The following is a 25,494-nucleotide window of genomic DNA, read 5'->3' on the forward strand; positions in this document are numbered from 1 at the left end:
GTTCTCAAGCGACGGAATCGGCGGAATGAGCAAGACGACAGTCAAGGACGTCTCCACCGACCACGAGCCGGAGCGCGCCACGCCCTCGCCGCGCGCGGAGGGCGGCAGTCGTGCACTCGCCCTGCTGCTGGTGATCACCGGTGCGGCCGGACTGCTCGCCGCGTGGGTCATCACGATCGACAAGTTCAAGCTGCTCGAGGCCAAGGTCGAGGGCAAGACCTTCACCCCTGGCTGCAGCCTGAACCCCGTCGTCTCCTGCGGCAGCGTCATGGAGAGCGACCAGGCCTCGGCGTTCGGGTTCCCCAACCCGATGCTCGGCCTCGTGACCTACGGCATCGTCATCTGCGTCGGTATGAGCCTGCTCGCCGGCGCCCGCTTCCCGCGCTGGTACTGGCTGACCTTCAACGCCGGCACGCTCTTCGGTGTCGGGTTCTGCGCCTGGCTGACGTTCCAGTCCCTGTACCGGATCAACGCGCTGTGCCTGTGGTGCTGCCTGGCCTGGGTCGCGACGATCATCATGTTCTGGTACGTGACCTCGTTCAACGTCCGCAAGGGCTTCCTGCCCGCGCCGAACTGGCTCAAGGGCTTCTTCGGCGAGTTCACCTGGGTCCTGCCCGTCCTGCACATCGGCATCATCGGCATGCTGATCCTGACCCGCTGGTGGGACTTCTGGACCAGCTGACCCACTGGCCCGAGCAATGCCGGACGGCCCCGGAATTCCGGGGCCGTCCGGCATTGTCAGTGCGGTGAACTAGGGTTTTCAGCGTGGAGCCCGACCTGTTCACCGCCGCAGCAGAAGAACGCCAGGAGAAGGACCCGTCCAGCAGCCCCCTGGCCGTTCGGATGCGTCCGCGCACCCTCGACGAGGTCGTGGGCCAGCAGCACCTGCTGAAGCCGGGCTCACCCCTGCGCAGACTGGTCGGCGAGGGCGCCTCCGGCCCCGCCGGGCCCTCCTCGGTGATCCTCTGGGGCCCGCCGGGCACCGGCAAGACGACCCTGGCGTACGTCGTGTCGAAGGCCACCAACGCACGCTTCGTGGAGTTGTCGGCGATCACCGCGGGCGTCAAGGAGGTCCGCGCGGTCATCGACGGCGCCCGCCGTGCCACCGGCGGCTTCGGCAAGGAGACCGTCCTCTTCCTCGACGAGATCCACCGCTTCAGCAAGGCCCAGCAGGACTCCCTGCTCCCGGCCGTCGAGAACCGCTGGGTGACCCTGATCGCGGCGACGACGGAGAACCCGTACTTCTCGATCATCTCCCCGCTGCTGTCCCGCTCCCTCCTGCTCACCCTCGAACCCCTCACGGACGACGACATCAGGAGCCTCATCAAGCGGGCCCTGTCCGACGAGCGGGGCCTCAAGGACGCGCTCACCCTCCCCGAGGACACCGAGAACCACCTGCTGCGCATCGCCGGCGGCGACGCGCGCCGCGCCCTGACCGCCCTGGAGGCCGCCGCCGGGGCCGCGCTCGACAAGGGCGAGACGGAGCTCGGCCTCCAGACCCTGGAGGAGACCGTCGACCGTGCCGCGGTGAAGTACGACCGCGACGGCGACCAGCACTACGACGTGGCCAGCGCCCTCATCAAGTCCATCCGCGGCTCCGACGTCGACGCGGCCCTGCACTACCTGGCCCGCATGATCGAGGCCGGTGAGGACCCCCGCTTCATCGCCCGCCGCCTGATGATCTCCGCCAGCGAGGACATCGGCCTCGCCGACCCGAACGCGCTGCCGATAGCCGTGGCCGCCGCGCAGGCCGTCGCCATGATCGGCTTCCCCGAGGCCGCCCTCACCCTCAGCCACGCCACCATCGCCCTGGCCCTCGCCCCCAAGTCCAACTCCGCGACGACCGCCATCGGCGCCGCCATGGAGGACGTACGCAAGGGCCTGGCGGGCTCGGTCCCCCCGCACCTGCGCGACGGGCACTACAAGGGCGCGGCCAAGCTCGGTCACGCGCAGGGGTATGTGTATCCGCACGACCTGGCCGAGGGCATCGCCGAGCAGCAGTACGCCCCGGACGCCCTCAAGGACCGGGAGTACTACACGCCGACGCGGCACGGCGCCGAGGCGCGGTACGCGGACGCGGTGGAGTGGACCCGCAAGCACCTCGGTCGCAAGCGGTCCTGAGCACCCTGTAGAATCGCTCGAAGTGCTGTGTCCTGTGCAGTCAGAACAGGACGGTCAGCCGGAGACCCGGTCCTCACGGACCGGCTCCAGGAGCGTCGCGCACCGTTCGAATGGTGTCGCGGGCAGCCCACCACCACTCGTCGTACGACGGGACCGGTCGGTGGGCCACTCGCGTGCTGCACGTATGTGCCCAGACCAGGGAGCGGCTGCCCAGCAGGTCCGACCGACCGGACCCGCAGGGTTTCCCCGGCTGCGGATGCGACCTCCCTCAACCCTGACAAGCCGATAACCAGGAAAGAAGAAGCAGTGGCGAACCAGCCCCGCCCCAAGGTCAAGAAGTCGCGTGCCCTCGGCATCGCGCTGACCCCGAAGGCCGTCAAGTACTTCGAGGCCCGTCCCTACCCGCCGGGTGAGCACGGCCGTGGCCGCAAGCAGAACTCGGACTACAAGGTCCGTCTGCTGGAGAAGCAGCGTCTGCGTGCGCAGTACGACGTGTCCGAGCGTCAGCTCGTCCGCGCCTACGAGCGTGCCTCCAAGGTTCAGGGCAAGACCGGTGAGGCCCTGATCATCGAGCTGGAGCGTCGTCTCGACGCGCTGGTCCTGCGTTCGGGCATCGCCCGCACGATCTACCAGGCCCGCCAGATGGTCGTCCACGGCCACATCGAGGTCAACGGCCAGAAGGTCGACAAGCCGTCCTTCCGCGTCAAGCCCGACGACGTCGTGATGGTCCGTGAGCGCAGCCGTGAGAAGACCCTCTTCTCCATCGCCCGTGAGGGCGGCTTCGCCCCCGACGGCGAGACCCCGCGCTACCTCCAGGTGAACCTCCGCGCCCTGGCCTTCCGCCTGGACCGCGAGCCGAACCGCAAGGAGATCCCGGTGATCTGCGACGAGCAGCTCGTCGTCGAGTACTACGCCCGCTGATCGCAGGCAGGCCGTAGCACCTCAGCCCGCCGTCTCCCACCCTTCCGGGTGGCCGAGGCGGCGGGCTCGCGCATGTCCGAGCCGCCCCACCCGCGCGGCAACTCATGTGTGCGCGGGCCGTAATCCGGTACGGAGCGGCATGCCCGGCGCGATAGGCTCGACCCACGACTTTTTCGATGTAGAGGCACGTTTCAGGGAGCGGGTGCACACAGTGTCCGGTGGAGAGGTGGCCGGGATCCTGGTGGCCGTCTTCTGGGCGATCCTGGTCTCCTTCCTCGCCGTCGCACTGGTGAGGCTGGCCCAGACGCTCAAGGCGACCACCAAGCTCGTCGCGGACGTGACCGACCAGGCCGTCCCGCTCCTGGCAGACGCCTCCGCGGCGGTGCGTTCCGCGCAGACCCAGATCGACCGGGTCGACTCGATCGCGTCGGACGTCCAGGAGGTCACGTCGAACGCGTCCGCGCTCTCGACCACCGTCGCCTCCACCTTCGGCGGGCCCCTGGTCAAGGTCGCGGCCTTCGGTTACGGCGTGCGCCGCGCCATCGGCGGCCGCAAGGACGACGCGCCCGCGAAGCCGTCCCGACGTACCGTGATCGTGGGCCGCACCGTCCCGGCCGCACGGCGGACGAAGCGGAAGAAGGACTGAGCGAACCGATGTTCCGCCGTACGTTCTGGTTCACCACGGGCGTCGCCGCCGGCGTGTGGGCCACCACCAAGGTCAACCGCAAGCTGAAGCAGCTGACGCCCGAGAACCTCGCCGCGACCGCGGCCAACAAGGCGCTCGAGGCCGGTCACCGGCTCAAGGACCGTGCGGTGGGCTTCGCGCTCGACGTCCGCGACGGCATGGCCCAACGGGAGGCCGAGCTGGGGGAGGCACTGGGGATCAACGAGAACCCCGAACTCCCCGCCTCCCGACGCTTCGCCGCCATCGAGAACCGCAACATCCCGAAGTCCGTCGACAGCGACAGGACGACGTATTCGTACAACCGGAATGAGGACCACTGATGGAGTCGGCTGAGATCCGCCGCCGCTGGCTGAGCTTCTTCGAGGAGCGCGGGCACACCGTCGTCCCTTCGGCGTCGCTCATCGCGGACGACCCGACTCTGCTCCTCGTCCCGGCCGGCATGGTGCCCTTCAAGCCCTACTTCCTGGGCGAGGTGAAGCCGCCGTACGCCCGCGCCACCAGCGTGCAGAAGTGCGTGCGCACGCCGGACATCGAAGAGGTCGGCAAGACCACCCGGCACGGCACGTTCTTCCAGATGTGCGGCAACTTCTCCTTCGGCGACTACTTCAAGGAAGGCGCCATCAAGTACGCCTGGGAGCTGCTCACCAGCCCCCAGGACAAGGGTGGTTACGGCCTGGACCCCGAGCGCCTGTGGATCACCGTCTACAAGGACGACGACGAGGCCGAGCGGATCTGGCACGAGATCGTCGGCGTGCCCAAGGAGCGCATCCAGCGCCTGGGCATGAAGGACAACTACTGGTCCATGGGCGTCCCCGGCCCGTGCGGCCCCTGTTCCGAGATCAACTACGACCGCGGCCCCGAGTTCGGCGTCGAGGGCGGGCCCGCCGTCAACGACGAGCGGTACGTGGAGATCTGGAACCTCGTCTTCATGCAGTACGAGCGCGGCGAGGGCATCGGCAAGGACAACTTCGAGATCCTGGGCGACCTGCCGAGCAAGAACATCGACACGGGCCTCGGCATGGAGCGCCTCGCCATGATTCTGCAGGGCGTGCAGAACATGTACGAGATCGACACCTCCATGGCCGTCATCAAGAAGGCCACCGAGCTGACCGGCGTGCACTACGGCGCCGCCCACGAGTCGGACGTGTCCCTCCGCGTCGTCACGGACCACATGCGGACGTCCGTGATGCTCATCGGCGACGGCGTCACCCCCGGCAACGAGGGCCGTGGCTACGTCCTGCGCCGCATCATGCGCCGCGCCATCCGCAACATGCGCCTGCTCGGCGCCACCGGCCCGGTCGTCAAGGAACTGATCGACACGGTCATCGAGATGATGGGCCAGCAGTACCCCGAGCTCATCACCGACCGGGAGCGCATCGAGAAGGTCGCCCTCGCCGAGGAGAACGCCTTCCTCAAGACGCTGAAGGCCGGCACCAACATCCTCGACACGGCCGTCAGCGAGACCAAGCAGGCCGGTGGCACCGTCCTCGCCGGCGACAAGGCCTTCCTGCTCCACGACACCTGGGGCTTCCCGATCGACCTCACCCTGGAGATGGCCGCCGAACAGGGCCTCTCCGTGGACGAGGACGGCTTCCGCCGCCTGATGAAGGAGCAGCGGGAGCGCGCCAAGGCCGACGCCCAGTCCAAGAAGACCGGCCACGCCGGTACCGGCGCCTACCGTGAGATCGCCGACAGCGCCGGTGAGACCGAGTTCATCGGCTACACCGACACCGAGGGCGAGTCCACGATCGTCGGCATCCTCGTCGACGGCGTCTCCTCGCCGGCCGCCACCGAGGGCGACGAGGTCGAGATCGTCCTCGACCGCACCCCGTTCTACGCCGAGGGCGGCGGCCAGATCGGCGACACCGGCCGTATCAAGGTCGACACCGGCGCCGTGATCGAGATCCGCGACTGCCAGAAGCCGGTCCCGGGTGTGTACGTCCACAAGGGCGTCGTCCAGGTCGGCGAGGTCACCGTCGGCGCCAAGGCCCAGGCCGCCATCGACGACCGGCGCCGCAAGGCCATCGCCCGCGCCCACTCGGCGACGCACCTCACCCACCAGGCCCTGCGCGACGCCCTCGGCCCGACGGCCGCCCAGGCCGGTTCCGAGAACCAGCCCGGCCGCTTCCGATTCGACTTCGGTTCCCCGTCCGCCGTTCCCACGGCCGTGATGACCGACGTCGAGCAGAAGATCAACGAGGTGCTCGCCCGCGACCTGGACGTCCGCGCCGACGTCATGGGCATCGATGAGGCCAAGAAGCAGGGCGCCATCGCCGAGTTCGGCGAGAAGTACGGCGACCGGGTCCGCGTCGTCACCATCGGCGACTTCTCCAAGGAGCTGTGCGGCGGCACGCACGTGCACAACACCGCCCAGCTGGGCCTGGTGAAGCTGCTGGGCGAGTCGTCCATCGGCTCGGGTGTCCGTCGTATCGAGGCTCTGGTCGGCGTGGACGCCTACAACTTCCTCGCCCGCGAGCACACGGTCGTCGCCCAGCTCCAGGAGCTGATCAAGGGCCGTCCGGAGGAGCTCCCGGAGAAGGTCTCCGCCATGCTCGGCAAGCTGAAGGACGCCGAGAAGGAGATCGAGAAGTTCCGCGCCGAGAAGGTTCTCCAGGCCGCCGCCGGTCTCGTCGAGTCCGCCAAGGACGTCCGCGGCGTCGCTCTCGTCACCGGCCAGGTCCCGGACGGCACCACCGCCGACGACCTGCGCAAGCTGGTCCTCGACGTACGCGGCCGTATCCAGGGAGGACGGGCCGCCGTGGTCGCCCTGTTCACCGTGGCGGGCGGCAAGCCGCTGACGGTCATCGCCACCAACGACGCCGCCCGCGAGCGCGGCCTGAAGGCCGGCGACCTGGTCCGTGCCGCCGCCAAGACCCTCGGCGGCGGCGGTGGCGGCAAGCCGGACCTCGCCCAGGGCGGCGGCCAGAACCCGGCCGCCGTCGGCGAGGCCGTCGACGCCGTCGAGCGCCTCGTGGCGGAAACGGCCAAGTGAGCGGCGCCGAACACGTTATGCGCCGCGGCCGTCGCCTCGCGATCGACGTCGGGGACGCCCGCATCGGGGTCGCCTCGTGCGACCCCGACGGGATCCTCGCCACACCGGTGGAGACGGTCCCAGGACGTGACATCCCGGCCGCCCACCGCCGGCTCAGGCAACTCGTCGAGGAGTACGAGCCGATCGAAGTCGTCGTCGGCCTTCCTCGCTCCCTCAAGGGGGGCGAGGGCCCGGCCGCGGTCAAGGTTCGCGCCTTCGCCCAGGAGCTGGCCAAAGGCATCGCGCCGGTGTCTGTCAGACTCGTGGACGAACGCATGACCACGGTGACGGCCAGTCAGGGACTGCGCGCCTCGGGCGTGTCGTCGAAGAAGGGCCGGTCCGTCATCGACCAGGTAGCCGCTGTGATCATCTTGCAGCAGGCGCTCGAATCCGAACGGGTGTCAGGTAAAGCCCCGGGCGAGGGCGTCGAAGTGGTCATCTGATCGCGATACGGTAACGTTCCGCGCGATGCGGCGGTGTTCGAACAGCCACCGCACAAAGAGAGGCGGGACGGAAGCCGAGCCGAAAGCCGCGCGACCGCCGCCTCGCGGCTCTAGGGGATCGATGACTGAGTATGGCCGGGGCCAAGGCTCCGAACCGTGGCATCCGGAGGACCCGTTGTTCGGGGACGGCGGATGGGAAGGGCAGCAGCAGGGCCACGCGGCTCAGCAGCCTGCCTACGGCGGCCAGCCGCAGCACTATCCGCAGCAGCCGCAGCAGCCCCAGTACGGCGACTGGGGCACCGGCGAGCAGTCCGGATACGACCAGTCGCAGCAGCAGTACCAGCAGCAGTACGACCCGCAGCAGTACGGCGGCCAGGGGCACCAGCAGTACGACGAGAACGGCTGGCCGACCGGCACGCACGCGCAGACCCCGTACCCCGACCCGGCGGACCCTTACGGCCAGCAGGCCGTGGGCTACGACGGGCAGCAGCCCGACTACTACGGCACACCCGATGCCTACCCGCCGCCGGAGCCACCGAGCCGACGGCGCGAGGAGCCGGAACAGCGGCCCGACTGGGACCCCGGCCCCGACCAGGGCGAGCACGCATTCTTCGCGGGCGGGGACGATGACGACGACTCCGACGAGCCCGGGGACGGCGGCGGGCGCGGCGACCGGCGGAGCAAGGGCGGCAAGCCCAAGAAGCGCCGCAGCGGATGCGCCTGCCTGGTGGTCGTCCTGGTCTTCGGCGGCGGCCTGGCCGGTGTCGGGTACTTCGGCTACCAGTTCTACCAGGATCGATTCGGCGCGGCGCCGGACTACGCGGGTGACGGCAGCAGCGAGTCGGTGAGCGTCACCATCCCCAAGGGCGCCGGCGGCTACGCCATCGGTCAGGAGCTGAAGAAGCTGGGCGTCGTCAAGAGCGTCGACGCGTTCGTGTCCGCCCAGTCGCAGAATCCCGACGGCAACAAGATCCAGGCCGGCGTCTATCTCATGAAGAAGGAGATGTCCGCCGCCAGCGCCGTCGAGCTGATGCTCGACCCCAAGAGCCAGAACAATCTGATCGTCCGCGAGGGCGAGCGGAACACGTCGGTCTACAAGGCGATCGACAAGCGCCTCGAACTGTCGGCGGGCACCACGGCGAAGGCCGCGAAGGCGAAGTACAAGGACCTCGGGCTGCCCGACTGGGCGTTGGACCAGCCGAACGTGAAGGACCCGCTGGAAGGATTCCTCTATCCCTCCAGCTACGGGGTAAGCAAGGGGCAGAAGCCGGAGACCATCTTGAAGGAGATGGTCACCCGGGCCAGCGACACGTACGAAGAGCTCGGCCTGGAGAAGAAGGCCGAGAGCCTGGGTCTCGACGGCCCCTGGCAGCTGCTCACCGTGGCGAGCCTGGCGCAGGCCGAGGGCACGAGCCATGACGACTTCCGCAAGATGGCCGAGGTCGTCTACAACCGCCTCAAGCCCGGGAACCCCGAGACCTACGGCTCTCTGGAGTTCGACTCCACGTACAACTACATCAAGAATCAGAGCAAGATCGACCTGTCGATCGCCGAGCTGAGGCAGTACAACAACCCGTACAACACGTACTACGTCAAGGGGCTGCCCCCCGGCCCCATCGACAACCCCGGCGCGGAAGCGCTCAAGGGTGCGCTCAATCCGACGGACGAGGGCTGGTACTACTTCATCTCGCTGGACGGCAAGACCAGCAAGTTCACCAAGACGCTCGCGGAGCACGAGAAGCTGGTCGACCAGTTCAACGCGTCGAGGAGCGGAGACTGAACTCCATGACAGCTCGGGCAACTGACGCCCGCCGTGCCGCCGTGCTCGGTTCGCCCATCGCCCACTCGCTGTCCCCGGTGCTGCACCGCGCCGCCTATGAGGCACTGGGGCTGACCGGCTGGTCGTACGACCGGTTCGAGGTCGACGAGTCGACGCTGCCCGGGTTCTTCAAGGGGCTCGGGCCGGAGTGGGCGGGACTGTCGCTGACCATGCCGCTGAAGCGCGCCGTGATCCCGCTGCTCGACGAGATCAGCGAGACGGCTGCCTCGGTCGAGGCGGTCAATACGGTCGTGTTCACCGAGGACGGCCGCCGTGTCGGCGACAACACCGACATCCCGGGCATGATCGGCGCCCTGCGCGAGCGCGGGATCGAGCAGGTCGACTCCGCCGCGATCCTCGGCGCCGGTGCGACCGCCTCGTCCGCGCTGGCGGCGCTGGCCCGGATCTGCACCGGCGAGGTCGTCGCCTACGTCCGCAGCGAGGAACGTGCCGCCGAGATGCGGCAGTGGGGCCAGCGGCTCGACATCGAGGTGCGTACGGCCAACTGGGCGGACGCAGCCGAGGCGCTGCGCCGCCCGCTGGTCATCGCCACCACCCCGGCCGGTACGACCGACGCCCTCGCCTCCGCCGTGCCGGAACGGCCCGCCACCCTGTTCGACGTCCTCTACGACCCGTGGCCGACCGCACTGGCGGCGCGCTGGTCGGCGTACGGCGGGGCCGTCGTCAGCGGGCTCGACCTGTTGCTGCACCAGGCGGTGCTCCAGGTGGAGCAGATGACTGGGCTGGCCCCGGCGCCGCTGGATGCCATGCGAAAAGCGGGCGAACACATGCTCGACGCCCGCTAAGATCCCTTCCGGTTCCGCAGGGGGCGGACCACCGGAGGGGGAGAGACATCCATGGCCACAGGTATGCCGCTGGCGTCCGTGAAGGGCGAGATTTTCGAGGCCGTGCTGCACTTCTTGCCGGACTGGGTGCAGATCACCGTGCTCGCACTCGTCGTGCTGGCCGTCGTCGCGTCCTGGGTCGTCAAGCTGAAGCGCAAGCTCGCTCACCGGCGTGCGGTGCGGCAGGGGGTGCCCGTGCACGCGGCGGCGCAGTACGGACAGGGACGCGGGGCGGACTACCTGGGGGCCTACGCGCCACAGCAGGCGCCGGCCGGCGGTTCCGGTCAGCAGGAGAGCGGTGCCGATTTCCTGGGTGCCTACGCCCCGCAGCAGCGTCAGGGGAACGGCTCCGCGTGACCCGCTGCCGGCCACTTCCCGTCCGCCTGATGGACCGGCGGCCTGATCAGCGCCCCGGACGTGGGAGGATCGGAGGTGGCGGGCCAGGGCCGCGCACTTGGTCACGCCGTTGCCGTATGCGAGGACGCGCGTACGCAGGGCAGGACGAGGGCGCGAGCATCGAGGAGCACCGTTGAGCAGGTTGCGCTGGCTGACCGCGGGGGAGTCGCACGGCCCCGCACTCGTCGCGACGCTGGAGGGCCTTCCCGCCGGCGTGCCGATCACCACGGAGATGGTGGCGGACCACCTGGCCAGGCGGCGGCTCGGCTATGGACGCGGTGCCCGGATGAAGTTCGAGCAGGACCAGGTCACGTTCCTCGGCGGTGTCCGGCACGGTCTGACCCTCGGTTCCCCGGTCGCGATCATGGTGGGCAACACCGAGTGGCCGAAGTGGGAGCAGGTCATGGCGGCCGACCCCATCGACCCCGAGATCCTGGCGGGGCTCGCGCGCAACGCCCCGCTGACCCGCCCGCGCCCCGGCCACGCCGACCTCGCCGGCATGCAGAAGTACGGCTTCGACGAGGCCCGTCCGATCCTGGAGCGCGCCTCCGCCCGGGAGACCGCGGCCCGGGTGGCGCTGGGCGCGGTGGCCCGGTCGTACCTGAAGGAGACGGCCGGGATCGAGATCGTCAGCCACGTCGTCGAGCTGTGCTCGGTGAAGGCGCCGCAGGGTGTGTACCCCACGCCGGCCGACGTGGAGAAGCTGGACGCCGACCCGCTGCGCTGCCTGGACGCGGACACCTCCAAGGCGATGGTCGCCGAGGTCGACCAGGCCCACAAGGACGGCGACACCCTCGGTGGCGTGGTGGAGATCCTGGCGTACGGGGTGCCCGTCGGCCTGGGCTCGCATGTGCACTGGGACCGCAAGCTGGACGCCCGCCTGGCGGGTGCGCTGATGGGCATCCAAGCGATCAAGGGTGTTGAGCTCGGTGACGGTTTCGAGCTGGCCCGGGTGCCGGGCTCGAAGGCGCACGACGAAATCGTGAACACCCCGGAGGGCATCCGGCGGGTCTCCGGCCGCTCCGGCGGCACCGAAGGCGGCCTGACCACGGGTGAGCTGCTGCGGGTGCGGGCGGCGATGAAGCCGATCGCGACCGTGCCGCGCGCCCTGCAGACGGTGGACGTGACCACCGGTGAGGCCACCCAGGCGCACCACCAGCGCTCCGACGTCTCCGCGGTTCCGGCCGCCGGTATCGTCGCGGAGGCGATGGTCGCCCTGGTCCTGGCGGATGCGGTGGCGGAGAAGTTCGGTGGCGACAACGTGGTCGAAACCCGCCGCAACGTGCGGTCCTACCTCGACAACCTGGCGATCCGGTGAGTGCGGTGCCTGCGATCGTGCTGGTCGGGCCGATGGGTGTCGGCAAGTCGACGGTCGGGCAGCTGCTCGCCGAGCGGCTCGGCGTCGGCTACCGGGACACCGACGACGACATCGTGGCCGCCGAGGGCCGCACCATCGCGGAGATCTTCGTCGACGAGGGCGAGCCGGTCTTCCGGGGGATCGAGAAGCGGGCGGTGCAGCGCGCGCTGGCCGAGCACGACGGCGTCCTCGCCCTGGGCGGCGGCGCGATCCTGGACCCGGACACGCGTGAACTGCTGTCCGGGCATCGGGTCGCCTACCTCTCGATGGACGTCGAGGAAGCGGTCAAGCGCACCGGCCTGAACACGGCCCGCCCCCTGCTCGCCATCAACCCGCGCAAGCAGTGGCGGGAGTTGATGGAGGCACGCCGGCACCTGTACGCCGAGGTCGCCGCGGCGGTCGTGGCGACTGATGGCCGTACACCCGAAGAAGTCACGCAAGCCGTCCTGGACGCACTGGAGTTGAAGGAAGCATGAGCGAGGCAGTGACCAGGATCCAGGTCGGCGGCACGGCGGGCAGCGATCCGTACGAGGTCCTGGTGGGCCGCCAACTCCTCGGTGAACTCGGCGGGTTGATCGGCGACCGGGTCAAGCGGGTCGGCGTCATCCACCCCGAGGCCCTCGCGGAGACCGGCGAGGCACTCTGCGCCGACCTCGGCGAGCAGGGCTACGAGGCCGTCGCCATCCAGGTGCCGAACGCGGAGGAGGCCAAGACCGCCGAGGTCGCCGCCTACTGCTGGAAGGCGCTGGGCCAGTCCGGGTTCACCCGCACCGATGTCATCGTCGGCGTCGGCGGCGGCGCCACCACCGACCTGGCCGGTTTCGTGGCGGCGACCTGGCTGCGCGGGGTCCGCTGGATCGCCGTCCCCACCACGGTGCTGGCCATGGTGGACGCGGCCGTCGGCGGCAAGACGGGCATCAACACCGCCGAGGGCAAGAACCTCGTCGGCGCCTTCCACCCGCCCGCCGGGGTCCTGTGCGACCTGGCCGCGCTCGACTCCCTCCCGGTCAACGACTATGTCTCCGGACTCGCCGAGATCATCAAGGCCGGCTTCATCGCCGACCCGGCGATCCTGGAACTCATCGAGTCCGACCCCGAGGCCGCGCGCACCCCGGCCGGCCCGCACACCGCCGAGCTCATCGAGCGCTCCATCAAGGTCAAGGCCGAGGTCGTCTCCTCCGACCTGAAGGAGTCGGGCCTGCGGGAGATCCTCAATTACGGCCATACGCTCGCGCACGCCATCGAGAAGAACGAGCGCTACAAGTGGCGGCACGGCGCCGCGGTGGCCGTGGGCATGCACTTCGCCGCCGAACTGGGCCGTCTGGCGGGCCGTTTGGACGACGCGACGGCGGACCGCCACCGCACCGTCCTGGAATCCGTCGGCCTCCCGCTGCACTACCGCCACGACCAGTGGCCCAAGCTGCTGGAGACGATGAAGGTCGACAAGAAGTCCCGCGGCGACGTGCTCCGCTTCATCGTCCTCGACGGACTGGCCAAGCCGACCGTCCTGGAGGGCCCTGACCCCGCCGTCCTGCTCGCCGCGTACGGCGAAGTGGGGGAGTAAGTCCTCCCGGGCGTCGTACGCCCTATATGCCTGTGGGCATGGGCACTTCGGACCGCCACCGGCCGTTCACCAAACGGCGGCCGGGGACGGTACCGTTCGGTAGGGAGTGGGGTTCGGGCCCCGCTGCCAGCGCCCATTGCCTGTACGAGATGGAGTGGCACCGGATGCAGCACGCAGTGGGTTCTCCGCTGCCGCCGCCCCACCAGCCGGGGCACGGACCGGCCGACGGCTGGTCGCCGGCCGCGCAGCAGCCGGGCCCGCACCAGGGGCCCGCCCCGGTGCCCCCGCCGCCTCCGGCTCCAGGTCCCGCCCCCGCGTCCCCGCCGCCTCCGGCGCCGGGCTTCACCGCCCCGCCCCCGCCGCACCACACCGTCCCGCAGCACACGTCGGCTCCACCCACGCCGGAGACCACGGGCCATGTGCCCCTGCCCCCCGGCGGCCCGGTCGCCGTGCCGACCACACCGCCCGCCACCGCGGCCCCCGACCCCACGAACACCACCCTCGCGGTGCTCCTCATCGGCCCGGCGGGGGCCGGCAAGACCAGCGTCGCCAAGTACTGGGCGGACCACCGACGGGTCCCCACCGCCCACATCAGCCTCGACGACGTACGTGAATGGGTCCGCTCCGGCTTCGCCGATCCGCAGTCCGGGTGGAACGACCACTCGGAGGCCCAGTACCGCCTGGCCCGCCGCACCTGCGGCTTCGCCGCCCGCAACTTCCTCGCCAACGGCATCTCCTGCATCCTCGACGACGCCGTCTTCCCCGACCGCCCCGTAGTCGGCCTGGGCGGCTGGAAGCGCCACGTCGGCCCCGGCCTCCTCCCCGTCGTCCTCCTCCCGGGCCTCGACATCGTCCTCGAACGCAACGCCCACCGCACAGGCAACCGCCGCCTCACCGACGAAGAGGTAGCCCGCATCCACGGCCGCATGGCCGGCTGGTACGGCTCCGGCCTCCCCATCATCGACAACTCCCAGATGGACGTCCCCCAGACAGCCCGGGTCCTGGACGACGTACTGGCACGTTCCATTGCCAGCCCACCCCAGTGGTAGTCGCCCCGAAGGGGCGCGGGGAACTGCGCGACCAACCCCCACCCACCCGCACCCGGCATACGACCCCGCGCGGCACCCCCTCCTCCGAACGGCTCCCTCCCAACCGGCACAAACCAGACGACCCTCCTACGCTCGTGTCATGTCAGAGGTGTACGCAGCCCGCCGAACCCGGCTCAGGGACCACTGCCAAGCCGGCGGCAGCCAATCCGCGCTGATCTCGCGCCCCGCCAACGTCCGCTACCTAGCGGGCACCGACCCCCACGGCGCCGTGCTGCTCCTCGGCAAGACCGAAGACGTGCTCGTGTGCGCCGACCCGCCCGACCGCCGTCCCACCGAGGGCCGCCTCGACGAGGCGCTGCGGATCCACCCCCTCCCCGGCGCCGGAGGCGACGCCGCCGTCGCCGCGGCCGGCCTCGCACAAGCGCAGGGCGGGGACTCCCTCGCCGTGGAGGAACATCACCTCACCGTGGCCCGTCACCGAGCCATCCGCTCGGTCGCCCCGCGCCTGCGCCTGACCGACCTCGGTGGAGCCGTGGAGCAGCTCAGGGTCGTGAAGGACGAGGAGGAGATCTCCTGCATCCGCATCGGCGCCGAGATCGCCGACCAGGCCCTCGGTGAGCTCCTGGAGTCCATCCTCGTCGGCCGCACCGAACGTCACCTCGCCCTCGAACTGGAGCGACGGCTCATCGACCACGGCGCCGACGGCCCGGCCTTCGCCACGTCCGTCGCCACCGGCCCGAACTCCGGCCGCCGGGCCCACCGGCCGACGGACCGGCGAGTGGAAGAGGGCGATTTCCTCTCCGTTTGCCTGGGAGCGACGTACCGCGGATATCGCTGCGAGATCGGCCGCACCTTCGTGATCGGCACGTCTCCCGCGGACTGGCAGATCGAGCTGTACGACCTCGTCTTCGCCGCTCAGCGCGCCGGCAGGGAGGCCCTCGTACCCGGCGCCGCCTACCGGGACGTGGACCGTGCCGCACGCCAGGTGCTGGACTCCGCGGGCTGTACGGAGGGGCTCGCCCCGCTCACCGGTCACGGCGTCGGGCTCGAAATCGACGAGGACCCGCAGCTGGCCCCCGCGGCCATGGGTAAACTGGACGCTTGCGTGCCGGTCACCGTCGAACCGGGGGTCCACTTCCCGGGCCGGGGCGGTGTCCGGATCAATGACACGCTCGTCGTACGCCCCGAGGCGGACGGCGGACCCGAGCTACTCACCATCACGACCAAGGAGCTGCTCGCGCTCTAGCGATTGAGCTGTGCGCCTGCGCCGGGGTCGTCCACGTCAGTCCAGGAGATTCCGCAACCGTGGCTTCCACGAACGACCTCAAGAACGGCATGGTGCTCAAGCTCGATGGCGGCCAGCTCTGGTCCGTAGTCGAGTTCCAGCACGTCAAGCCCGGCAAGGGCCCGGCCTTCGTGCGCACCAAGCTCAAGAACGTGCTCTCCGGGAAGGTCGTCGACAAGACCTTCAACGCCGGCGTGAAGGTCGAGACGGCCACCGTCGACAAGCGGGACATGCAGTTCTCCTACATGGACGGCGACTACTTCGTCTTCATGGACATGGAGACCTACGACCAGCTGATGGTCGACCGCAAGGCCGTCGGCGACGCCGCCAACTTCCTGGTCGAGGGCTTCATGGCCACCGTCGCCCAGCACGAGGGCGAGGTGCTCTTCGTCGAGCTGCCGGCCGCCGTCGAGCTGACCATCCAGGAGACCGAGCCGGGCGTCCAGGGCGACCGCTCCACCGGTGGCACCAAGCCCGCCACCCTGGAGACCGGTCACCAGATCCAGGTCCCGCTCTTCATCACCACCGGTGAGAAGATCAAGGTCGACACCCGCACGAGCGACTACCTCGGCCGGGTGAACAGCTAAATTGGCTGCCCGCAACACGGCCCGCAAGCGCGCCTTCCAGATCCTCTTCGAGGGCGACCAGCGCGGCGCCGACGTCCTCACGGTCCTCGCCGACTGGATCCGGCTCTCCCGGGACGACACCCGGCAGCCGCCGGTGAGCGAGTACACGATGCAGCTGGTCGAGGGCTATGCGCAGCGCGCGAAGCGAATCGACGAGCTGATCGCGCAGTACTCGGTCGGCTGGACCCTCGACCGGATGCCGGTCGTGGACCGCAACATCCTGCGCCTCGGTGCGTACGAGCTGATCTGGGTCGACGAGACCCCGGACGCCGTCGTGCTCGACGAGATGGTGCAGCTGGCGAAGGAGTTCTCCACGGACGAGTCGCCCTCGTTCGTCAACGGCCTGCTCGGCCGTCTGAAGGACCTCAAGCCGTCGCTGCGCCGGGACGACGAGGCATGAAGCGATAAGGCGACAAGAGGTACGGATGCGCCGGAGGGCCCGCAGCGAGACCGCTGCGGGCCCTCCGGCATCCCCGGGCCCACCGGAGCGCCGGCAGGGGCGCAGAAAGCCGCCGGGGTGGCCGGAACGATGTAGTTCCGGCCACCCCGGCGGCACGTTTCTGCTGAAGCGGCCGCGCGCTCAGCTCTCCTCGGCGTGGGAGACCGCGCGGCGCGCGTCCGCGTCCAGAACGCCCCAGCTGATCAGCTGCTCGGTCAGGACCGAGGGCGACTGGTCGTAGATGACGGCGAGTGTGCGCAGGTCGTCCTGGCGGATCGAGAGCACCTTGCCGTTGTAGTCACCGCGCTGCGACTGGATCGTGGCCGCATACCGCTGCAGGGGACCCGCCTTCTCGGCCGGCACATGGGCCAGCCGCTCCAGGTCCAGGACCAGCTTCGGCGGCGGCTCGGCGGCACCGCCCGGCGTGGTGCCCGGCAGCAGCTCCTGCACCGGAACGCCGTAGAAATCCGCCAGCTCGGCAAGGCGCTGTACGGTCACGGCACGGTCGCCGCGCTCGTACGATCCGACCACCACCGCCTTCCAGCGTCCCTGGGACTTCTCCTCGACACCGTGGAGGGAAAGGCCCTGCTGGGTGCGGATGGCCCGGAGCTTGGCCCCGAGCTGTTTGGCGTATTCGCTGGACATATAGCTCCCCGGCACTGTGTCGACGCAGCTGGTGTGGTTCCAGGCCGCGCGGCTGGTAACTCACTGTGAGGTTACGCAGCGTGACTCTTCTGCGTCAAGCCGAATGGTCCACACCGACTCTTCCGTGGTATCAGCATCCGATTACGCCAAGGGGGTGATCAGGGCGGTCGTCCCGGCCTGCTACCGTGGATGGCGCAATTCCGGCGTCCTTTAAGGTCCGTCCCGTGAGGCGGAGAAGGAGCACCGTTTCATATGGACAAGCAGCAGAACATCCAGCAGGACCCAGAGCGGTCCGAGGCCCGGCCCGTTCTCGAAGGCCCTGACATCGCGCGGGTGTTGACCCGCATCGCCCACGAGATCGTCGAGCGCGCCAAGGGCGCCGACGACGTGGTGCTCCTCGGTATCCCCACCCGAGGCGTCTTTCTCGCCCAGCGGCTCGGCCGCAAGCTCGAGGAGATCACCGATCGCAAGATCCCGGTCGGTTCGCTCGACATCACCATGTACCGCGACGACCTGCGCATGCATCCGCCGCGTGCGCTGGCCCGTACGGACATCCCCGGTGACGGCGTCGACGGCCGCCTCGTCGTCCTCGTCGACGACGTGCTCTTCTCCGGCCGCACCATCCGCGCCGCGCTCGACGCGCTGAACGACATCGGCCGTCCGCGCGCCGTGCAGCTCGCGGTCCTCGTCGACCGCGGCCACCGTGAACTGCCCATCCGCGCCGACTACGTCGGCAAGAACCTCCCCACGTCGTTGCGGGAGACGGTCAAGGTCCAGCTCGCCGAGGAGGACGGTCGCGACACCGTGCTGCTCGGTGTGAAGCCGACCCAGTAGCAAGCACCCGGCGTGCGCCCCGGTATGCCCCGGCGCAAGCCTGCTTGCCCAGAATCTCCCAAAACTGAACTGCCTTACGGAGCCTGAAAGATGCAGCGTCATCTCATCTCGGCCGCCGACCTCACCCGCGACGACGCCGTCCAGATCCTCGACACCGCCGAGGAGATGGCCCGGGTCGCCGACCGGCCGATCAAGAAACTGCCGACGTTGCGCGGCCGTACCGTCGTCAACCTCTTCTTCGAGGACTCGACGCGGACCCGGATCTCCTTCGAAGCGGCGGAGAAGCGACTGTCCGCCGATGTCATCAACTTCTCGGCCAAGGGGTCCTCGGTGTCGAAGGGTGAGTCCCTGAAGGACACCGCCCAGACCCTCGAGGCCATGGGGGTCGACGCCGTCGTCATCCGGCACGGTGCCTCCGGAGCGCCGTACACCCTGGCCAACTCCGGCTGGATCGACGCCGCCGTCATCAACGCCGGCGACGGCACCCACCAGCACCCCACGCAGGCCCTGTTGGACGCCTTCACCATGCGGCGGCGCCTGGTCGGACGGGACGCCGGGATAGGGCAGGACCTCGAGGGCAAGCGCATCACGATCGTCGGCGACATCCTGCACAGCCGCGTCGCCCGCTCCAACGTCGACCTGCTGCACACCCTCGGCGCGGACGTCACGCTCGTCGCCCCGCCCACCCTGGTGCCGGTCGGCATCGAGACCTGGCCGTGCGAGGTGGCGTACGACCTGGACAGCACGTTGCCCAAGTCCGACGCCGTGATGATGCTGCGCGTCCAGCGCGAGCGGATGAACGCCGCCTTCTTCCCGACCGAGCGCGAGTACTCGCGGCGCTACGGCCTCGACGGCGACCGGATGGCGAAGATGCCCGAGCACTCCATCGTGATGCACCCCGGGCCGATGGTCCGCGGCATGGAGATCACCGCCGAGGTCGCCGACTCCGAGCGCTGCACCGCCATCGAGCAGGTCGCAAACGGAGTCTCCATCCGGATGGCCGTCCTGTACCTGCTGCTGGGCGGCAGCGAGCCGGCCGTCAGCCACCCCCGTACCGAGGAGAAGTAAGACAGATGAGCAAGATCCTGATCCGTGGTGCGAAGGTGCTCGGCGGGGAGCCGCAGGACGTCCTGATCGAGGACGCGCAGATCGCGGCCGTGGGCACCGGTCTGCCGGACGAGGGCGCCCAGGTCGTGGAGGCGGGCGGCAAGGTGCTGCTGCCGGGCCTCGTCGATCTGCACACCCATCTGCGGGAGCCGGGGCGCGAGGACTCCGAGACCGTGCTGACCGGTACCCGCGCGGCGGCGAGCGGCGGCTACACGGCCGTGTTCGCCATGGCCAACACCTTCCCGGTCGCCGACACCGCCGGTGTCGTCGAGCAGGTGTACCGGCTCGGCCAGGAGCACGGCTACTGCGATGTGCAGCCCATCGGCGCCGTCACCGTCGGCCTGGACGGCAAGAAGCTGGCCGAGCTGGGCGCCATGCACGAGTCGGCGGCCGGGGTCACCGTCTTCTCCGACGACGGCAAGTGCGTCGACGACGCCGTGATCATGCGCCGTGCGCTGGAGTACGTGAAGGCCTTCGGCGGCGTCGTCGCCCAGCACGCGCAGGAGCCGCGGCTGACCGAGGGCGCCCAGATGAACGAGGGCGTGGTCTCCGCCGAGCTGGGTCTGGGCGGCTGGCCGGCGGTGGCCGAAGAATCGATCATCGCCCGGGATGTCCTGCTCGCCGAGCACGTCGGCTCCCGCGTCCACATCTGCCATCTGTCGACCGCCGGCTCCGTCGAGATCATCCGCTGGGCCAAGTCCCGCGGCATCGACGTCACCGCCGAGGTCACCCCGCACCACCTCCTCCTCACCGACGAGCTGGTCCGGACGTACAACCCGGTCTACAAGGTCAACCCGCCGCTGCGCACCGAGCGCGATGTGCTCGCCCTGCGCGAGGCGCTCGCCGACGGCACGATCGACATCGTCGCCACCGACCACGCCCCGCACCCGCACGAGGACAAGGACTGCGAGTGGGCCGCGGCCGCCATGGGCATGGTCGGCCTGGAGACCGCGTTGTCAGTGGTCCAGGAGACGATGGTGGACACCGGGCTCCTCACCTGGGCCGGGGTCGCCGACCGCATGTCCTTCAAGCCCGCCCGGATCGGGCAGGCGGGCGGGCACGGCCGCCCCGTCTCGGCTGGTGAGCCCGCCAACCTCACGCTCGTCGACACGGAATACCGTGGGTCCGTGGACCCCAAGGGCTTCGCCTCGCGCAGCCGCAACACTCCGTACCAGGGGCGTGAGCTGCCGGGCCGTGTGACGCACACGTGGCTCCGGGGCAAGGCCACGCTCGTCGACGGGAAGCTCACGTGACACCTCTGCATCTGACGCACCTGGCCGCCGATCAGAAGTCGGCGGAGGTGACCGACTGGGCCGCCCGCATCGGCTGGCTCGTCGGCCTCGCCCTCTTCGTCGCGCTCATCTACTGGCTGATGCGCGAGGGCTGGAAGTGGCGCGGCACGCTCCAGGGCGACCTGCCCGAGCTGCCCAGCGCGCCGGACGAGCCCGGTGCGGCGAGACTGACGATGAGCGGCCGCTACCACGGCTCCACCACGGCCGGGCAGTGGCTCGACCGCATCGTGGCGCACGGCCTGGGCACCCGCAGCCGGGTCGAGCTCACGCTGACGGACGAAGGACTGGACGTCGTACGTCCCGGCGCGACCGATTTCTTCGTCCCCCGGGCCGCCCTGCGCGAGGCGCGGCTCGACAAGGGCATCGCCGGCAAGGTGCTCACCGAGGGCGGACTGCTCGTGGTGACCTGGGCGCACGGCGAGCGGCTGATCGACTCCGGGTTCCGCTCCGACACTGCCGCCGAGCACAACGAGTGGGTCGACGTCATTAACTCCATGATCAACACCAACAGCACGGAAGGCGCCGAACGATGACGACCTCCATCCAGGGAACCGCCTCGAAGAGGCACAAGGCGGTTCCGGCCGTCCTCGTCCTGGAGGACGGCCGGACCTTCCGAGGCCGTGCCTACGGGGCCGTGGGGGTCACCTTCGGCGAGGCCGTGTTCTCCACCGGCATGACCGGCTACCAGGAGACCCTCACCGACCCGTCGTACCACCGCCAGGTCGTGGTGATGACCGCCCCGCACGTCGGCAACACCGGCGTCAACGACGAGGACCCCGAGAGCAAGCAGATCTGGGTCGCGGGCTATGTCGTGCGCGACCCCGCGCGCGTGCCCTCCAACTGGCGCTCCCGGCGCTCGCTGGACGACGAGCTGCGCGATCAGGGCGTCGTCGGCATCTCCGGCATCGACACGCGCGCGTTGACGCGTCATCTGCGGGAGCGCGGCGCCATGCGCGTCGGCATCTTCTCCGGCAACGCACTGCCCGACGAGGGCACCATGCTCGCCGAGGTGCGCCAGGCCCCCGAGATGAAGGGGGCGAACCTCTCGGCCGAGGTCGCCACCAAGGAGGCGTACGTCGTCCCCGCGATCGGTGAGAAGAAGTTCACCGTCGCCGCCGTGGACCTCGGCATCAAGGGCATGACCCCGCACCGGATGGCCGAGCGCGGCATCGAGGTGCATGTGCTGCCCGCGACGGCGACGGCCGAGGACGTGTTCGCCGTCGAGCCGGACGGCGTGTTCTTCTCCAACGGCCCTGGCGACCCGGCCACCGCCGACCACCCGGTCTCCGTGATGCGGGCGGTCCTGGAGCGCGGCATCCCGCTGTTCGGCATCTGCTTCGGCAACCAGATCCTGGGGCGCGCGCTCGGCTTCGGCACGTACAAGCTGAAGTACGGCCACCGTGGCATCAACCAGCCGGTGCAGGACCGTACGACCGGCAAGGTCGAGGTCACCGCGCACAACCACGGCTTCGCTGTCGACGCGCCGCTCGACAAGGTGTCCGACACCCCCTACGGCCGCGCCGAGGTCTCCCACGTGTGCCTCAACGACAACGTGGTGGAGGGGCTGCAGCTCCTCGACCGGCCGGCCTTCAGCGTCCAGTACCACCCCGAAGCGGCAGCGGGCCCGCACGACGCCGCCTACCTGTTCGACCGCTTCACGTCGTTGATGAACACAGTCCTGATGGAGGGCCAGCGTGCCTAAGCGCACCGATATCCAGTCCGTCCTGGTCATCGGCTCCGGCCCGATCGTCATCGGCCAGGCCGCCGAGTTCGACTACTCCGGCACGCAGGCGTGCCGGGTGCTCAAGGCCGAAGGCCTGCGCGTCATCCTCGTCAACTCCAACCCGGCGACGATCATGACCGACCCGGAGATCGCCGACGCCACCTACGTCGAGCCGATCACCCCGGAGTTCGTCGAGAAGATCATCGCCAAGGAGCAGCCGGACGCCCTGCTGCCCACCCTGGGCGGCCAGACGGCGCTCAACACGGCGATCTCGCTGCACGAGAACGGCGTACTGGCGAAGTACGGCGTCGAGCTGATCGGCGCCAACGTCGAAGCGATCCACAAGGGCGAGGACCGCGACCAGTTCAAGGTGGTCGTCGAAGCCGTCCGCGCCAAGATCGGCCACGGCGAGTCCGCCCGCTCGGTCATCTGCCACTCCATGGACGACGTCCTGGGGGGCGTCGAGACCCTCGGCGGCTACCCGGTCGTCGTGCGCCCGTCCTTCACCATGGGCGGCGCCGGCTCCGGCTTCGCGCACGACGAGGAGGAACTGCGCCGCATCGCCGGCCAGGGCCTGACCCTGTCTCCCACCACCGAGGTGCTCCTGGAGGAGTCCATCCTGGGCTGGAAGGAGTACGAGCTGGAGCTGATGCGCGACAAGCACGACAACGTCGTGGTCGTGTGCTCCATCGAGAACTTCGACCCCATGGGTGTGCACACCGGCGACTCGATCACCGTCGCGCCCGCGATGACGCTGACCGACCGCGAGTACCAGACCCTGCGGGACATCGGCATCGCCGTCATCCGCGAGGTCGGCGTGGACACCGGCGGCTGCAACATCCAGTTCGCGGTGAACCCCGAGGACGGCCGGGTCATCGTCATCGAGATGAACCCGCGTGTGTCGCGTTCCTCGGCCCTCGCCTCCAAGGCGACCGGCTTCCCGATCGCCAAGATCGCCGCGAAGCTCGCCGTCGGCTACACCCTCGACGAGATCCCGAACGACATCACGCAGGAGACCCCGGCCTCCTTCGAGCCGACCCTCGACTACGTGGTGGTCAAGGCCCCGCGGTTCGCCTTCGAGAAGTTCCCGCAGGCCGACTCCACGCTGACCACCACCATGAAGTCGGTCGGCGAGGCCATGGCCATCGGCCGCAACTTCACCGAGGCCTTCCAGAAGGCGCTGCGCTCGCTGGAGAAGAAGGGCAGCCAGTTCACGTTCGTCGGTGAGCCCGGCGACAAGGACGAGCTGCTGCGCGAGGCCGTACGGCCCACGGACGGCCGTATCAACGCCGTCATGCAGGCCATCCGCGCGGGCGCCACGCCCGAGGAGGTCTTCGAGTACACGAAGATCGACCCGTGGTTCGTCGACCAGCTCTTCCTCATCAAGGAGATCGCCGACGACCTGGCCGCGGCGCCGGAGCTGACCCCGGACCTGCTCGCCGAGGCCAAGCGGCACGGCTTCTCCGACCAGCAGATCGGCGAGATCCGCGGCCTGCGCGAGGACGTCGTGCGCGAGGTGCGGCACGCGCTGGGCATCCGCCCGGTCTACAAGACGGTCGACACCTGTGCCGCCGAGTTCGCCGCGAAGACGCCGTACTTCTACTCCTCCTACGACGAGGAGACGGAGGTCGCTTCGCGTGAGAAGCCGGCCGTCATCATCCTGGGCTCCGGCCCCAACCGCATCGGCCAGGGCATCGAGTTCGACTACTCCTGCGTCCACGCCTCCTTCGCGCTGAGCGACGCCGGGTACGAGACCGTGATGGTCAACTGCAACCCCGAGACGGTCTCCACGGACTACGACACCTCCGACCGCCTGTACTTCGAGCCGCTGACGCTGGAAGACGTGCTGGAGATCGTCCACGCGGAGTCCCTCGCCGGGTCGATCGCCGGTGTCGTCGTCCAGCTGGGCGGCCAGACCCCGCTGGGCCTGGCGCAGGCGCTGAAGGACAACGGCGTACCGGTCGTCGGCACGCCGCCGGAGGCCATCCACGCCGCCGAGGACCGCGGCGCCTTCGGCCGCGTCCTCAAGGAGGCCGGCCTCCCGGCGCCCAAGCACGGCACCGCCACCACCTTCGCCGAGGCCAAGGCCATCGCCGACGAGATCGGCTACCCGGTCCTGGTCAGGCCGTCGTACGTGCTCGGCGGGCGCGGCATGGAGATCGTGTACGACGAGACCCGGCTGTCCGCCTACATCGCCGAGTCGACCGAGATCAGCCCCACCCGGCCGGTGCTGGTCGACCGCTTCCTCGACGACGCCATCGAGATCGACGTCGACGCGCTCTACGACGGCCAGGAGCTCTACCTCGGCGGTGTGATGGAGCATATCGAGGAAGCCGGTATCCACTCCGGCGACTCGGCGTGCGCGCTGCCCCCGATCACGCTCGGCGGCTTCGACATCAAGCGGCTGCGCGCGTCGACGGAGGCCATCGCGAAGGGCGTCGGCGTCCGGGGCCTGATCAACATCCAGTTCGCGATGGCGGGCGACATCCTGTACGTCCTCGAGGCCAACCCGCGTGCCTCGCGCACCGTGCCCTTCACCTCGAAGGCGACCGCGGTGCCGCTGGCGAAGGCCGCCGCCCGGATCTCGCTGGGCGCGACCATCGCCGGACTCCGCGCGGAGGGCCTGCTTCCGGCGACCGGCGACGGCGGCGAACTCCCGCTGGACGCGCCGATCTCCGTCAAGGAAGCGGTCATGCCGTGGTCGCGCTTCCGCGACATCCACGGACGGGGCGTCGACACGGTCCTCGGCCCGGAGATGCGCTCCACCGGCGAGGTCATGGGCATCGACTCCGTCTTCGGCACGGCGTACGCCAAGTCGCAGGCGGGCGCCTACGGTCCGCTGCCCACGAAGGGCCGCGCCTTCATCTCCGTCGCCAACCGCGACAAGCGCTCGATGATCTTCCCGGCGCGCGAACTCGTCGCCCACGGCTTCGAGTTGCTCGCCACCTCCGGCACGGCCGAGGTCCTCAAGCGCAACGGCATCCACGCCACCGTCGTCCGCAAGCAGTCCGAGGGCACCGGTCCGAACGGCGAGCGGACCATCGTCCAGCTCATCCACGACGGTGAGGTCGACCTCATCGTCAACACCCCGTACGGCACCGGCGGCCGCCTCGACGGCTACGACATCCGCACGGCGGCCGTGGCACGGTCCGTGCCGTGCCTGACGACGGTTCAGGCGCTCGCCGCCGCCGTCCAGGGCATCGACGCCCTCAACCACGGTGATGTGGGCGTGCGTTCGCTCCAGGAACATGCGCGGTTCATGACCGCGGCCCGCGACTAGCAGCCCTGAGGGGGACATCGGAAACGGTGTCC

General features: G+C 69.8%; 24 protein-coding genes. 23 read left to right on the forward strand and 1 reads right to left on the reverse strand.

Annotated elements, in window-relative coordinates; all coding sequences use genetic code 11:
• Positions 1 to 25 precede the first annotated feature (25 nt).
• The 17 genes from OG828_RS40050 to nusB all read left to right on the forward strand — a co-directional run bounded on the left by OG828_RS40050 (position 26) and on the right by nusB (position 16,542).
• Complete coding sequence (locus tag OG828_RS40050; RefSeq protein ID WP_328368138.1) at positions 26 to 682, forward strand: vitamin K epoxide reductase family protein; 657 nt, start codon at positions 26 to 28, stop codon at positions 680 to 682.
• Positions 683 to 765: 83 nt separating this feature from the next.
• Positions 766 to 2,121 carry a replication-associated recombination protein A gene (locus tag OG828_RS40055; protein ID WP_328368141.1) on the forward strand — a complete coding sequence of 452 codons (1,356 nt, stop codon included), beginning with the start codon at positions 766 to 768 and terminating at the stop codon, positions 2,119 to 2,121.
• A gap of 306 nt (positions 2,122 to 2,427) precedes the next feature.
• Positions 2,428 to 3,042, forward strand: coding sequence for a 30S ribosomal protein S4 (rpsD, locus tag OG828_RS40060; protein ID WP_210580414.1), 615 nt, complete (start codon positions 2,428 to 2,430; stop codon positions 3,040 to 3,042).
• Between the two features lie 202 nt (positions 3,043 to 3,244).
• A complete protein-coding gene (locus tag OG828_RS40065; protein WP_210580400.1) occupies positions 3,245 to 3,688 on the forward strand; it encodes a DUF948 domain-containing protein in 444 nt (147 codons plus the stop codon).
• A gap of 8 nt (positions 3,689 to 3,696) precedes the next feature.
• Positions 3,697 to 4,047 (forward strand): hypothetical protein, encoded by a 351-nt coding sequence (locus tag OG828_RS40070; RefSeq protein ID WP_210580397.1) that lies wholly within the window; start codon positions 3,697 to 3,699, stop codon positions 4,045 to 4,047.
• Entirely contained in the window at positions 4,047 to 6,719 is a 2,673-nt protein-coding gene (alaS, locus tag OG828_RS40075) for an alanine--tRNA ligase (protein ID WP_328503914.1), read from the forward strand. Before OG828_RS40070 ends, alaS begins: the two co-directional genes overlap by 1 nt.
• A gap of 17 nt (positions 6,720 to 6,736) precedes the next feature.
• Positions 6,737 to 7,201: a Holliday junction resolvase RuvX gene (ruvX, locus tag OG828_RS40080; protein ID WP_210580549.1), complete on the forward strand. Its 465-nt coding sequence runs from the start codon at positions 6,737 to 6,739 to the stop codon at positions 7,199 to 7,201.
• A gap of 121 nt (positions 7,202 to 7,322) precedes the next feature.
• Complete coding sequence (gene mltG, locus OG828_RS40085; protein WP_328503915.1) at positions 7,323 to 8,981, forward strand: endolytic transglycosylase MltG; 1,659 nt, start codon at positions 7,323 to 7,325, stop codon at positions 8,979 to 8,981.
• Between the two features lie 5 nt (positions 8,982 to 8,986).
• The gene (locus OG828_RS40090; RefSeq protein WP_328503916.1) at positions 8,987 to 9,826 is read left to right on the forward strand and encodes a shikimate dehydrogenase; all 840 of its coding nucleotides are present in this window, start codon (positions 8,987 to 8,989) and stop codon (positions 9,824 to 9,826) included.
• Positions 9,827 to 9,877: 51 nt separating this feature from the next.
• Entirely contained in the window at positions 9,878 to 10,222 is a 345-nt protein-coding gene (locus OG828_RS40095) for a hypothetical protein (RefSeq protein WP_328368157.1), read from the forward strand.
• 172 nt (positions 10,223 to 10,394) lie between these two features.
• A complete protein-coding gene (gene aroC / locus OG828_RS40100; RefSeq protein WP_210580387.1) occupies positions 10,395 to 11,579 on the forward strand; it encodes a chorismate synthase in 1,185 nt (394 codons plus the stop codon).
• Positions 11,576 to 12,094 carry a shikimate kinase gene (locus OG828_RS40105; RefSeq protein ID WP_328441551.1) on the forward strand — a complete coding sequence of 173 codons (519 nt, stop codon included), beginning with the start codon at positions 11,576 to 11,578 and terminating at the stop codon, positions 12,092 to 12,094. Before aroC ends, OG828_RS40105 begins: the two co-directional genes overlap by 4 nt.
• On the forward strand, positions 12,091 to 13,182 hold the full coding sequence (gene aroB / locus OG828_RS40110; RefSeq protein WP_328503917.1) for a 3-dehydroquinate synthase: 1,092 nt from the start codon (positions 12,091 to 12,093) through the stop codon (positions 13,180 to 13,182). Before OG828_RS40105 ends, aroB begins: the two co-directional genes overlap by 4 nt.
• Positions 13,183 to 13,346: 164 nt before the next feature.
• Positions 13,347 to 14,231 carry a Pro-rich N-terminal domain-containing protein gene (locus OG828_RS40115; protein WP_328368171.1) on the forward strand — a complete coding sequence of 295 codons (885 nt, stop codon included), beginning with the start codon at positions 13,347 to 13,349 and terminating at the stop codon, positions 14,229 to 14,231.
• 139 nt (positions 14,232 to 14,370) lie between these two features.
• Positions 14,371 to 15,477, forward strand: a complete 1,107-nt coding sequence (locus tag OG828_RS40120; RefSeq protein WP_328368174.1) for an aminopeptidase P family protein — start codon at positions 14,371 to 14,373, stop codon at positions 15,475 to 15,477.
• A gap of 59 nt (positions 15,478 to 15,536) precedes the next feature.
• Positions 15,537 to 16,103 carry an elongation factor P gene (efp, locus tag OG828_RS40125; RefSeq protein ID WP_210580379.1) on the forward strand — a complete coding sequence of 189 codons (567 nt, stop codon included), beginning with the start codon at positions 15,537 to 15,539 and terminating at the stop codon, positions 16,101 to 16,103.
• 1 nt (position 16,104) lies between these two features.
• Positions 16,105 to 16,542: a transcription antitermination factor NusB gene (nusB, locus tag OG828_RS40130; protein WP_328368182.1), complete on the forward strand. Its 438-nt coding sequence runs from the start codon at positions 16,105 to 16,107 to the stop codon at positions 16,540 to 16,542.
• 180 nt (positions 16,543 to 16,722) lie between these two features.
• Here nusB and bldD read toward each other — a convergent pair whose 3' ends face one another.
• Positions 16,723 to 17,226, reverse strand: coding sequence for a transcriptional regulator BldD (gene bldD / locus OG828_RS40135; RefSeq protein WP_004002691.1), 504 nt, complete (start codon positions 17,224 to 17,226; stop codon positions 16,723 to 16,725).
• A 252-nt stretch (positions 17,227 to 17,478) separates the two neighbouring features.
• On the opposite strand from bldD, the gene pyrR reads away from it, so the two are divergent.
• The 6 genes from pyrR to carB all read left to right on the forward strand — a co-directional run bounded on the left by pyrR (position 17,479) and on the right by carB (position 25,462).
• Positions 17,479 to 18,060 (forward strand): bifunctional pyr operon transcriptional regulator/uracil phosphoribosyltransferase PyrR, encoded by a 582-nt coding sequence (gene pyrR, locus OG828_RS40140; protein WP_210580374.1) that lies wholly within the window; start codon positions 17,479 to 17,481, stop codon positions 18,058 to 18,060.
• A gap of 90 nt (positions 18,061 to 18,150) precedes the next feature.
• Positions 18,151 to 19,128, forward strand: coding sequence for an aspartate carbamoyltransferase catalytic subunit (locus tag OG828_RS40145; protein WP_210580373.1), 978 nt, complete (start codon positions 18,151 to 18,153; stop codon positions 19,126 to 19,128).
• Between the two features lie 5 nt (positions 19,129 to 19,133).
• Positions 19,134 to 20,420 carry a dihydroorotase gene (locus OG828_RS40150; RefSeq protein WP_328368187.1) on the forward strand — a complete coding sequence of 429 codons (1,287 nt, stop codon included), beginning with the start codon at positions 19,134 to 19,136 and terminating at the stop codon, positions 20,418 to 20,420.
• Positions 20,417 to 20,992 (forward strand): PH-like domain-containing protein, encoded by a 576-nt coding sequence (locus tag OG828_RS40155; RefSeq protein WP_328368189.1) that lies wholly within the window; start codon positions 20,417 to 20,419, stop codon positions 20,990 to 20,992. The genes OG828_RS40150 and OG828_RS40155 overlap by 4 nt, the downstream gene beginning before the upstream one ends.
• Complete coding sequence (gene carA / locus OG828_RS40160) at positions 20,989 to 22,161, forward strand: glutamine-hydrolyzing carbamoyl-phosphate synthase small subunit (protein ID WP_328368192.1); 1,173 nt, start codon at positions 20,989 to 20,991, stop codon at positions 22,159 to 22,161. The genes OG828_RS40155 and carA overlap by 4 nt, the downstream gene beginning before the upstream one ends.
• The gene (carB, locus tag OG828_RS40165; RefSeq protein ID WP_328503918.1) at positions 22,154 to 25,462 is read left to right on the forward strand and encodes a carbamoyl-phosphate synthase large subunit; all 3,309 of its coding nucleotides are present in this window, start codon (positions 22,154 to 22,156) and stop codon (positions 25,460 to 25,462) included. Before carA ends, carB begins: the two co-directional genes overlap by 8 nt.
• Positions 25,463 to 25,494 lie beyond the last annotated feature (32 nt).

Origin of the sequence: Streptomyces sp. NBC_00457 (assembly GCF_036014015.1) — a bacterium.
GTDB lineage: Bacteria > Actinomycetota > Actinomycetes > Streptomycetales > Streptomycetaceae > Streptomyces.

What these genes read in the sequence shown, in the direction of transcription:
- OG828_RS40050 (WP_328368138.1), top strand. Translation starts at nt 26, where the DNA reads ATGAGCAAGACGACAGTCAAGGACGTCTCCACCGACCACGAGCCGGAG.
- OG828_RS40070 (WP_210580397.1), top strand. Translation starts at nt 3,697, where the DNA reads ATGTTCCGCCGTACGTTCTGGTTCACCACGGGCGTCGCCGCCGGCGTG.
- alaS (WP_328503914.1), top strand. Translation starts at nt 4,047, where the DNA reads ATGGAGTCGGCTGAGATCCGCCGCCGCTGGCTGAGCTTCTTCGAGGAG.
- ruvX (WP_210580549.1), top strand. Translation starts at nt 6,737, where the DNA reads ATGCGCCGCGGCCGTCGCCTCGCGATCGACGTCGGGGACGCCCGCATC.
- mltG (WP_328503915.1), top strand. Translation starts at nt 7,323, where the DNA reads ATGACTGAGTATGGCCGGGGCCAAGGCTCCGAACCGTGGCATCCGGAG.
- OG828_RS40090 (WP_328503916.1), top strand. Translation starts at nt 8,987, where the DNA reads ATGACAGCTCGGGCAACTGACGCCCGCCGTGCCGCCGTGCTCGGTTCG.
- OG828_RS40095 (WP_328368157.1), top strand. Translation starts at nt 9,878, where the DNA reads ATGGCCACAGGTATGCCGCTGGCGTCCGTGAAGGGCGAGATTTTCGAG.
- aroB (WP_328503917.1), top strand. Translation starts at nt 12,091, where the DNA reads ATGAGCGAGGCAGTGACCAGGATCCAGGTCGGCGGCACGGCGGGCAGC.
- OG828_RS40115 (WP_328368171.1), top strand. Translation starts at nt 13,347, where the DNA reads ATGCAGCACGCAGTGGGTTCTCCGCTGCCGCCGCCCCACCAGCCGGGG.
- OG828_RS40120 (WP_328368174.1), top strand. Translation starts at nt 14,371, where the DNA reads ATGTCAGAGGTGTACGCAGCCCGCCGAACCCGGCTCAGGGACCACTGC.
- bldD (WP_004002691.1), bottom strand. Translation starts at nt 17,226, where the DNA reads ATGTCCAGCGAATACGCCAAACAGCTCGGGGCCAAGCTCCGGGCCATC.
- pyrR (WP_210580374.1), top strand. Translation starts at nt 17,479, where the DNA reads ATGGACAAGCAGCAGAACATCCAGCAGGACCCAGAGCGGTCCGAGGCC.
- OG828_RS40145 (WP_210580373.1), top strand. Translation starts at nt 18,151, where the DNA reads ATGCAGCGTCATCTCATCTCGGCCGCCGACCTCACCCGCGACGACGCC.
- OG828_RS40150 (WP_328368187.1), top strand. Translation starts at nt 19,134, where the DNA reads ATGAGCAAGATCCTGATCCGTGGTGCGAAGGTGCTCGGCGGGGAGCCG.
- carA (WP_328368192.1), top strand. Translation starts at nt 20,989, where the DNA reads ATGACGACCTCCATCCAGGGAACCGCCTCGAAGAGGCACAAGGCGGTT.